We start from the raw sequence: 8,914 nt of genomic DNA, 5'->3' as shown, positions 1-8,914 counted from the left end.
TTATCAAAATAGCCCCTTTTAGGCCTAAATAAGAATCGCTATGACCTTCATCCCCTACTGAGTCAGCATACATTTTAACTTTCCTAATATAATCACTTGCTTGATCTAAACTGTCAATCTCAAAATACGTCTTTGCAATTGAATATCTAGTTGATGCTAGCACATCACTATTGTAAGAATCATCATTATATGGGTGTATTTTTTTTACTTCTCCAGTAACATAAATTGACTCTACCTCTTTTAAATTTTTCAATCCAGTGGATACATTACCATAACAAACTTGTAAAATACCAATTAAATTTTTCAAGACCCACTTATTGGATATATTCTGAGTTTTTTCAGAAAATTCATACGCTTCTTCTGCTACTGATAGAGCCTCTTTAATTCGCTCATCATAATAAAGAGCAATAGCTTTTTGCAACAAAGCTGCCTCATAATTATCATCTAACTCATTAGCTCTTGTAAACTCAAGTATATAATCTAGTATATCATAATCACTGCCTCTAGCATTGTCTAATGTCAAATAAAACTTTGCCACATCAGATTTATTTTCATCTTTTGTAGCTCTTTTTATAAGTTCCTTTCCTTTTAATTCAAGTACTAACGAATCAAGTGAAGAATTATTTAAATTGGAAAGTGCATAAAATTCAGTTCTTAATACAGGGTAACTTTTTACAGCTATAGAATCAGGTACAGCAATATCTGATAGAAATGGAAGCTCTTGTGCACTTAAAGAGAAAAAAGAGCACATAAAGATTACTATAAATAAAGGGGACTTTGTAATCATTAACGAAACGATTGGGAGCACTATTTCTAAGAAAAATCTTACTCCTCTATATATTAAAATGGTTTTAGGCTTATTTAAGAGGGCTGCAAGTTAAAGTTTATATCCCTATTATTAAATCTCATAACTACTAAATTCCTCAATTTTATGATAGGCACCCTTAAAAAACGAAGAATTAAAGGGAAGATTTATAAATATGGGAAAAATCATAAATTTAAAGGGAAAATTTATGAATGTTCCTACACAAATATTGATATCCTCCTAAGTATAGCTGACTTTTACACTCTCAATCAAGAATAGTGTTTGCTATTCAAACAGCTATTAGTTCATCAATCAAAAAACGAACTTACTTCATTAATGTGTTTAATCAAACACTCATTAATGTATCACAAGCAAGAAAGATTAAAATCGGTGTTTAACAACTAGTTTAAAATTTACATTTTAGGGGTTTGCACTTTAACTAGTAATTAGGAAGAATGTATTAATACTCTCTTCAAACCTATATATAGGTTGACATCGATTTTTATTTCCACCCCACTTCCTCATCATTACAACTTTCTGGTTTTCTATTATTTTATCTCAATTACAAAACACTCTACTTCTCAAAGGTAGAATTAAGTATATATCCTAGAAGAGCAACAAAACGTCGTTAAAGAGCTCAAAAGTTATCCATTTCAAAATAAAAATCTTAAAACTTTAAGATTTTCTTATCTTCGCAACACCCTTAAATACCCAGCTAATGCAGATGATTTATAATTTATCTGAAATTGAGCATATTGCGAAAACGATAATCTCTTCTTCAAAAAGTAATATCCTTCTCTTCTATGGAGATATGGGAGCAGGAAAGACTACACTTATAAAATCACTGGCACAAGAACTGGGCGTACAAGAGACTGCAAGTAGCCCCACATTTTCAATTGTTAACGAATATAAATCTAACGATGATAAAGTGATATACCATTTTGACTTTTACAGGTTAGAGCAAGAGGAAGAGGCGTTAGATCTTGGTTTTGAAGAATATTTACATCAAGGAGATTGGGTTTTTATTGAATGGCCAGACAAAATAAAATCTTTTTTGCCGCTAAACGCACAAAAGATTACGATTAATGAAATAAGTGAAGTTCAAAGACAGCTAACCCTACATTAGAAATGTTAAAAAAAAGTTAAAAGAATAAATTCAATTTGTAAGAAATTTCTTGTTAACCCTTATTTTAACAAAGTTAAAAAACAAAGGTTAAAACCTTTAAACGAAAATTTAGAATTTAATAGATAACCCCTTAAACCGTACATATATAATACTGGGTGCCTTTTTTTTGAAAATGGGCGCGAATATACATAAAAAATTAATTGGCAATAATTTAAGAGTTTTAGATGATGTTTGCAGCAACAAATCATTACTCAAAACACTCTAAATTATGAAAATTAAAGCTTTATTTTTAGCACTAGTGATCGCTGGTGCAACAGCATTATCGTACACAGTTCACACTCAAGATGCAGAACAAGCAATCAGAAAAGACAGATTTACACAAATACCACCTGCAGGCTAAAAGAAAATCTTTAGCTATTGGTACTTTTATAGGGTTGTTTATAATATCAACTCCTATAATTTTTTATTCTTATCAAGGATTCCCAGACGAAAAGTATTGGGAATCCTTTTTGGGTTTATATGAAAGTAAATACTATAAGAGTGTTCAAATTATGGCTTGGTTTCTCTTTAGTAAACTAATCCCATTACTTCTACTTTTAGTTTGGTTTATCACCTGCAAACACTGGTGGTATTATGCTATATTAATACCCATATCAATGTATGTATTTCAAATCTTCAATCTTCTTAATGACGATTTGTACATAATGGATTCAAGTGAATTGATAATAATTATTCCATTAATCGCCGTTGTTGCTGCTATATCCTACACCATAAGAACTAAAATCTTCGACCGTTTATACGGAGTAGATCTAGATCAAGAATTAAAACGTGTTCGCTGGAACGGGAAAATTGTAAAAATCCCCGCAGATTCTCCACTTAATTTACCAGAGGTAGATGATGATGAAATAGATGACGAGCTAGAGGATTAATCAATAATTCCAGAGCTTTGTTTGCAAAGGCAATTACATACTTCTATAGTACATTTTCATTCTACTAGGGCGCGCCCCTACCCTTCATTCATTTCATTCTTGAAGTTTAGTGACCGGGCTATACGTTTATAAGCTTCGTGATGCTCCGCTAGCGCTTCACAACACTGCAGGGTAACCACTGCTATCCCTCACGCAAACAACTAAACGGTATCAATGCATTATAAATTGCTAAAGCTTATCTAAACACTAAGATTGCTTAACAGATTACTAATTATCTAGCATAAAGATCAATACAGAAAAAGACCCTCAGTAACACACTGTGGGCTTTTCTACATCTAGATGACAATTGATTATCGCCACAATATAAAGCAACAATTTACGATTCTTTGTGCTCCTAGCTCCTCTACTTCTGTTAACCATACTCGAGAACAGTAGTTTCTTAACAATAGCTGCGAAGAGCAATCTGCTAGAATAGAGATATTATCTATAAAACAAAGTAAGTGCTAGGCAAAACGGTTTGAAAAAAACTTGACTAGTCAGGATGGATTACAGCATAAGCTTAAAAAAAAGCCCGTCTTCCTCACTTGTCATGTGATTAAGGATAATTTGAGACGACACCACTAAAAAGCCCAAATGAAGCGCTAGAATGAATCCAGCGATGCATATACAAATACAATCAACAATGAACTCACTTAAAAATAAATAAGACAGTGACTAAACAGCAAGACAATCAACATCTCAAAGTTAGTTTATCATCGAGTACATATTTTGAGGAGTTCTGATTTACACTAAATATACTTTTTAGATATACATGATTCAATTCCATAAATACACCAATTTAGATTAATCCAACATTCCGTAAATAGAATTGAGCCGAATCACTATAGTCACTTTAAATGAGGTTAAAGCAAAAAAAACCACATTCTAAAAAAGAATGTGGTTCTACAGTGATGTGAGCCCTGAAGGATTCGAACCTTCGACCGCCTCCTTAGAAGGGAGGTGCTCTATCCAGCTGAGCTAAGAGCCCTAATCAACAATAAGTCGGGGTAGCAAGATTCGAACTTGCGACCTCCTCGTCCCAAACGAGGCGCGATAACCGGGCTACGCTATACCCCGAAATATACACTGAGTGTATAAATCTTTAAATAACAAAACAGATGGTTATTCATCTGTTTTGTTATGACTTGCGGAGAGACAGGGATTCGAACCCTGGGTAAGTGTTTCCACCTACGACGATTTAGCAAACCGCTCCTTTCGGCCACTCAGGCACCTCTCCTTTAATAAAATAATGAACTTGCTTGTTGTAAGCGGATGCAAATTTACATCAACAAAGAGAAGAAAACAAGAATAATTTCAACTTTAATTTAAAAATAATTCAAGATCATCCGTCATGACGTTCTATTGAATTAAAAATCAGATAGTCACCTTAAAATTTATCATTTGAAATATTTTAAAAAAAAATTACATTTTCGCGAAAGCGTTGCACTTCCCCTACCTCTTTAAAGCAAAATAACCAGTAAACGTCGCGTTTGAAAGCGTATTTGCCTTATACCAAAAACCACCATTGAAGAGCATTTTACCTCGATAGCTCCCATCCCAACCCTGCTCGTAAGGTGTGATAGTCTTTAGAAGTTTCCCAAATCGATCATAAATTTCTATGCTCGTAACGGTCTCACCATTTACCACAGCTCCCCTCACTTGCCAAGTATCATTTATACCATCTCCATTAGGTGTAAAATATTTTGGAAAACCAGGATCAGGTTTTATACGCCTATTGTCATTTCCACAACCATTGCGGTCTCTTACATAGACTTGAATATCTGTCGCATCAATATTTGTAAGCAATGCGCTAGATTGATAAGGACCATTCTCACTTGTACTTGAATACTCAAAATCACCATCCTCGACTAGTTCTACGAGAACACTCACTGTGTTTCCTTGATTTGAAATCACTAAATTCTCAATAATAGGAGGATCAATTATAGAAACCTCAAAAGAATGTGTAGCCGTACAAATAATAGTTCCTGACTCAATCATACTCTCTGTACTCACTGCTACCATATAAACCCCAGATTCATTTATGCTCACTTGAGACTCTGAAGAGATAGTCGTCATTTCGCCATCGTTTACAGAACTCCACACTATACGCTCATACGGATCTCGATATTCTAAACGCAAAGGGGCATTATCTCTGCAAATTTGATAATTTTCATCTAACGTAATTACAGGATTTAAATCCACCATTTCCCCTGTAATACCATCTGTATAAGGACCACACCCGAAGGTTGTCGTAAAACTTGTTTGCGTGCAATTTTGCGCCTCACCAGCCGCATTAAAAGGAGTTATGGTTACATAGTATGTAGTTCCCTCAAGAAAGTCTAAAACAGCTGTAGAGGTAGCCAGACCAATATCTGTATTTGCTAGTACATCTGATCCTCCTGGGATTGTACCTATTCTTATAAGATAACCCTCTACATTAGTCACTGCCGGCCACTCGAGTATGGGCGTTAGCGCAACCTCAGTAGCGCCGTCTACAGGTGTCATAAGCTGCGTACAATCTGGCACCTCTGTGGTAATAGTTTCTGTTGTAAAAGAGCTCTCCACACAACCTATAGTTTGCCCATTTTCATTATAAGGAATTATAGTAACGTAATATGTAGTTCCAGCCTCAAAAACTCCTGCGTTATTATAGATCAACACATTCCCTAAGTTTTGACCATTTACTACATCTACAGAGCCCGGAGAAGTACCAATGTTTATAATATAACCCGTAGCCCTAGCCGCATAAGCCCAAGATATGGTCGTATTTAAAGATACGCCTGTTGCCCCATCTACCGGGAAGCTAGCTTGCGTACATGACGGGATAATCGTGACATCTTCTGTAGTAAAGGATTGGCTATTACACGACTGCGAGTCACTTACAAAAAAAGCTCGTACAGTAAGATGAATAACCGTACTTTCAGGCAATCCTTGCGGTGGGTTAAAACTAGCAGTGAGACCTACGCTAAAGTTATTAAGAATATCTGTTCCTCCCGCCGTGGTACCTAGGTCTACAAAATAACTTACAGCTCCTGGTACTGGCTCAAAACTTATGGCTGAGATTACAGATACATTATTCTCTCCTTCGGCAGGAGAAATAAGTAGTGCACAATTACTATCTTGAATGGCCGCTTTCGCGAAAATATGAACAACACAAAATAATGCTATTAAATAGCACCTAAGCAACCCTTGTCTACCGCTTATATTCATTCCGCAAAGTTTTCAAAATCAAGTCCCCTCAAATATATTGACAAGGCATTTAAAAATAATGTAGAAAAAAGCATGTAAATAGTTGAATCACCTTAATGACTCAAAACAAAAACGACCTCTAAAACAAAGAAGTTTGCGACTCATCATCATCATCGCTACTTTTTTCGGTTTCTGCTTTTTTAATAGGTTGGGTAGAACTGTCTTCTTGAGCGTCTTCATCTTCACCTATCACTTCATTATTTTCTTTTTCCTCTTCGATATTTTCTTCATAGGGTAAGGATTCCATCCAGTTCAAACCTTTGAGTTTTTCTGTATAAAAGGTATTACCTAGCGCGCTTATTCCTTTTACAGCTATAAAGTCCTCCATGGATACTATTTCATTTTCCTTGGCGTCTTTACCTCGTTGCTTGTAAAATATCATTTCGGCCACTGGTCTCCAGTCGGTAGACACAAGTTCTAGAACGCTATTTTCATGATCAGATATAAAAGTTTCTTCTTTATCTGGAGAATCTATAAGGAATCGCTTACCGTAGTAGCGATCCTTATTACCGTCCCAATAAATAGCCGTAATAGGTTTTTGAGGATTCCACTTTTCTAATACAATCATATCTTCATCAAAATGATGTGTAACCTCTGGAATTATAGTGCGTACATTCCCATGCTGATTAATGATAAGAAGACGATCATCTGGACGAAACTCACCCAGCAAATCTCCACGGTCGTCTAGGTTAAGACGTTGTACAGTATTATCAAACCATATTTTACGAGGCTTAAGAGTGGACAATCCTTTTTCCTTGAGCTCAACAGATTTTACCGCATTTTTGGAAACGATGTTACCCTTAGACGATCTACCTTTTATAAGTACATCTGCGAAGTCTATCTCTAAACGTAATTTCTTTACTGACGCAACAGCTCTTAAGTAAACTGTCACAAGCTCTGCCTCACCATTAGGATTTGCACTAAAATATAGTACCTGGGCTGTTTTTTGATCACCAGCTAACTTATACTCATTATTACGTGTTACTGAAGTAACATTAAATCTCTTTACATACGTAGGTAATCCATTACCCGCTCTATAGATCATATTATAGGTAGTACGCTTATCTTTTTTCTTAAATATAGCGACGTGCAAAATATCTTTACCTATAAAAGTCTTAGACTCTACCTTAACCACCATCATAGATCCAGACTTTGTAAATACAATAATATCATCTATGTCTGAGCAGTCTGCAACATACTCGTCTCTTTTAAGAGAAGTACCTACAAAGCCCTCTGCTCTGTTTACATAAAGTTTAGTATTTCTGAGCACAACTTTTGCTGCCTGAATATCATCAAATATTTTAATCTCAGTTTTACGTTCTTTTCCTTCTCCGTAATCTTTTTTGAGACGCGTAAAGTAGTCTATCGCATACTGTGTGAGATTATCTAGATGATGTTTTACTTGGGCTATTTGATCCTCAAGTGCATCTATCTTCTGCTGTGCTTTATCTATATCAAACTTAGAAATACGTTTAATTCTTATCTCGGTAAGACGTGTAATATCCTCTACAGTTACAGCGCGCTTTAAGTGACCTATGTGAGGTTTTAAACCTTCATCTATAGCTTTAATTACGCCATCCCAAGTCTCTTGCTCTTCAATATCACGATAAATTCTATTCTCAATAAATATACGTTCTAGTGAAGCATAATGCCATTGGTTTTCAAATTCTCCAAGCTGGATTTCCAACTCAGACTTAAGGAGTGCTTTTGTACGATCTGTAGACCTACGCAACATTTCTGACACTCCCACAAAAAGTGGCTTGTTATCTTCAATAACACAACCTAGTGGTGATATAGATGTCTCACAATTTGTAAATGCATACAATGCATCTATGGTTTTATCTGGAGAAATACCACTAGGCAAATGTACAAGTATCTCAACATTTGCAGAGGTATTATCTTCTATCTTTTTTATCTTGATTTTACCCTTATCATTTGCTTTAAGGATAGAATCTATGAGCGATGTAGTAGTTTGTCCAAAAGGCAGCTCAGTAATTACTAGCGTGTTTTTATCCTGCTGGCTCATACGAGCACGACAGCGTATTTTCCCGCCTCTTAAACCATCTTTATAATCTGTAAAATCTGCAATACCAGCGGTAGGAAAATCTGGATAAATAGTAAATCGCTTTTCTTTGAGATGTTTTATAGAAGCATCTATAAGCTCTATAAAGTTATGAGGCATTACCTTAGTACTTAACCCTACAGCAATTCCCTCTGCTCCTTGAGCAAGTAATAGAGGAAACATTACCGGTAAGTTTATAGGCTCTTTTTTACGACCATCATAAGAGGCCTGCCAGTCTGTAATCTTTGGATTATAAACAACGTCTAGTGCAAATTTTGAGAGGCGTGCCTCAATATATCTAGATGCCGCCGCGCGGTCTCCGGTTAAAATATTACCCCAGTTACCCTGTGTATCAATAAGTAGGTCTTTCTGACCTATTTGTACCATTGCATCACCTATACTCGCATCACCGTGAGGGTGATACTGCATTGTGTGACCTACTACATTTGCTACTTTATTATAACGGCCATCATCTAGCTCCTTAAGTGCGTGCATAATACGTCGCTGCACAGGCTTAAAGCCATCCTCTATTGCAGGTACAGCACGCTCAAGTATTACATAAGATGCATAGTCTAAAAACCAATCTTCAAACATCCCAGAGACACGAGTAATGGTCTCTCCACCACCATCTACTACTTCTGCTGGAAGTGCTTCTGGGTTTAATTCTTCGTCTTCGTTATGGTCGTTTATTTCTTCGCTCATTA

At 35.8% G+C, this 8,914-nt stretch carries 5 protein-coding genes, 3 tRNA genes and 1 pseudogene; 3 read left to right on the top strand and 6 right to left on the bottom strand.

Going from position 1 to position 8,914, the window contains the following annotated elements:
- Nucleotides 1–787 (bottom strand): annotated as a pseudogene (locus tag D017_RS11985) (AraC family transcriptional regulator); the annotation flags it as partial.
- 742 nt (nt 788–1,529) lie between these two features.
- On the opposite strand from D017_RS11985, the gene tsaE reads away from it, so the two are divergent.
- From tsaE to D017_RS15285, 3 genes are all read left to right on the top strand, one after another.
- Entirely contained in the window at nt 1,530–1,931 is a 402-nt protein-coding gene (tsaE, locus tag D017_RS11980; RefSeq protein WP_343215425.1) for a tRNA (adenosine(37)-N6)-threonylcarbamoyltransferase complex ATPase subunit type 1 TsaE, read from the top strand.
- 268 nt (nt 1,932–2,199) lie between these two features.
- The gene (locus tag D017_RS15535) at nt 2,200–2,331 is read left to right on the top strand and encodes a hypothetical protein (protein WP_262485443.1); all 132 of its coding nucleotides are present in this window, start codon (nt 2,200–2,202) and stop codon (nt 2,329–2,331) included.
- A 256-nt stretch (nt 2,332–2,587) separates the two neighbouring features.
- Nucleotides 2,588–2,860 carry a hypothetical protein gene (locus D017_RS15285; RefSeq protein WP_152023896.1) on the top strand — a complete coding sequence of 91 codons (273 nt, stop codon included), beginning with the start codon at nt 2,588–2,590 and terminating at the stop codon, nt 2,858–2,860.
- A gap of 953 nt (nt 2,861–3,813) precedes the next feature.
- Here D017_RS15285 and D017_RS11970 read toward each other — a convergent pair.
- The 5 genes from D017_RS11970 to D017_RS11950 all read right to left on the bottom strand — a co-directional run bounded on the left by D017_RS11970 (nt 3,814) and on the right by D017_RS11950 (nt 8,912).
- Nucleotides 3,814–3,887: transfer RNA gene (locus tag D017_RS11970), tRNA-Arg, on the bottom strand.
- Between the two features lie 14 nt (nt 3,888–3,901).
- Nucleotides 3,902–3,976 (bottom strand) — tRNA-Pro (locus D017_RS11965).
- Nucleotides 3,977–4,047: 71 nt separating this feature from the next.
- A tRNA-Ser gene (locus D017_RS11960) sits at nt 4,048–4,136 on the bottom strand.
- A 215-nt stretch (nt 4,137–4,351) separates the two neighbouring features.
- A complete protein-coding gene (locus D017_RS11955; RefSeq protein ID WP_035336758.1) occupies nt 4,352–6,109 on the bottom strand; it encodes a T9SS type B sorting domain-containing protein in 1,758 nt (585 codons plus the stop codon).
- A gap of 118 nt (nt 6,110–6,227) precedes the next feature.
- On the bottom strand, nt 6,228–8,912 hold the full coding sequence (locus D017_RS11950) for a DNA gyrase/topoisomerase IV subunit A (protein WP_035336756.1): 2,685 nt from the start codon (nt 8,910–8,912) through the stop codon (nt 6,228–6,230).
- Nucleotides 8,913–8,914 lie beyond the last annotated feature (2 nt).

It is taken from the genome of Dokdonia sp. PRO95, from assembly GCF_000355805.1.
Classification (GTDB): domain Bacteria; phylum Bacteroidota; class Bacteroidia; order Flavobacteriales; family Flavobacteriaceae; genus Dokdonia.
Note: the sequence above shows the minus strand (reverse complement) of the source record. Positions and strands in the feature narration are given on the sequence as shown.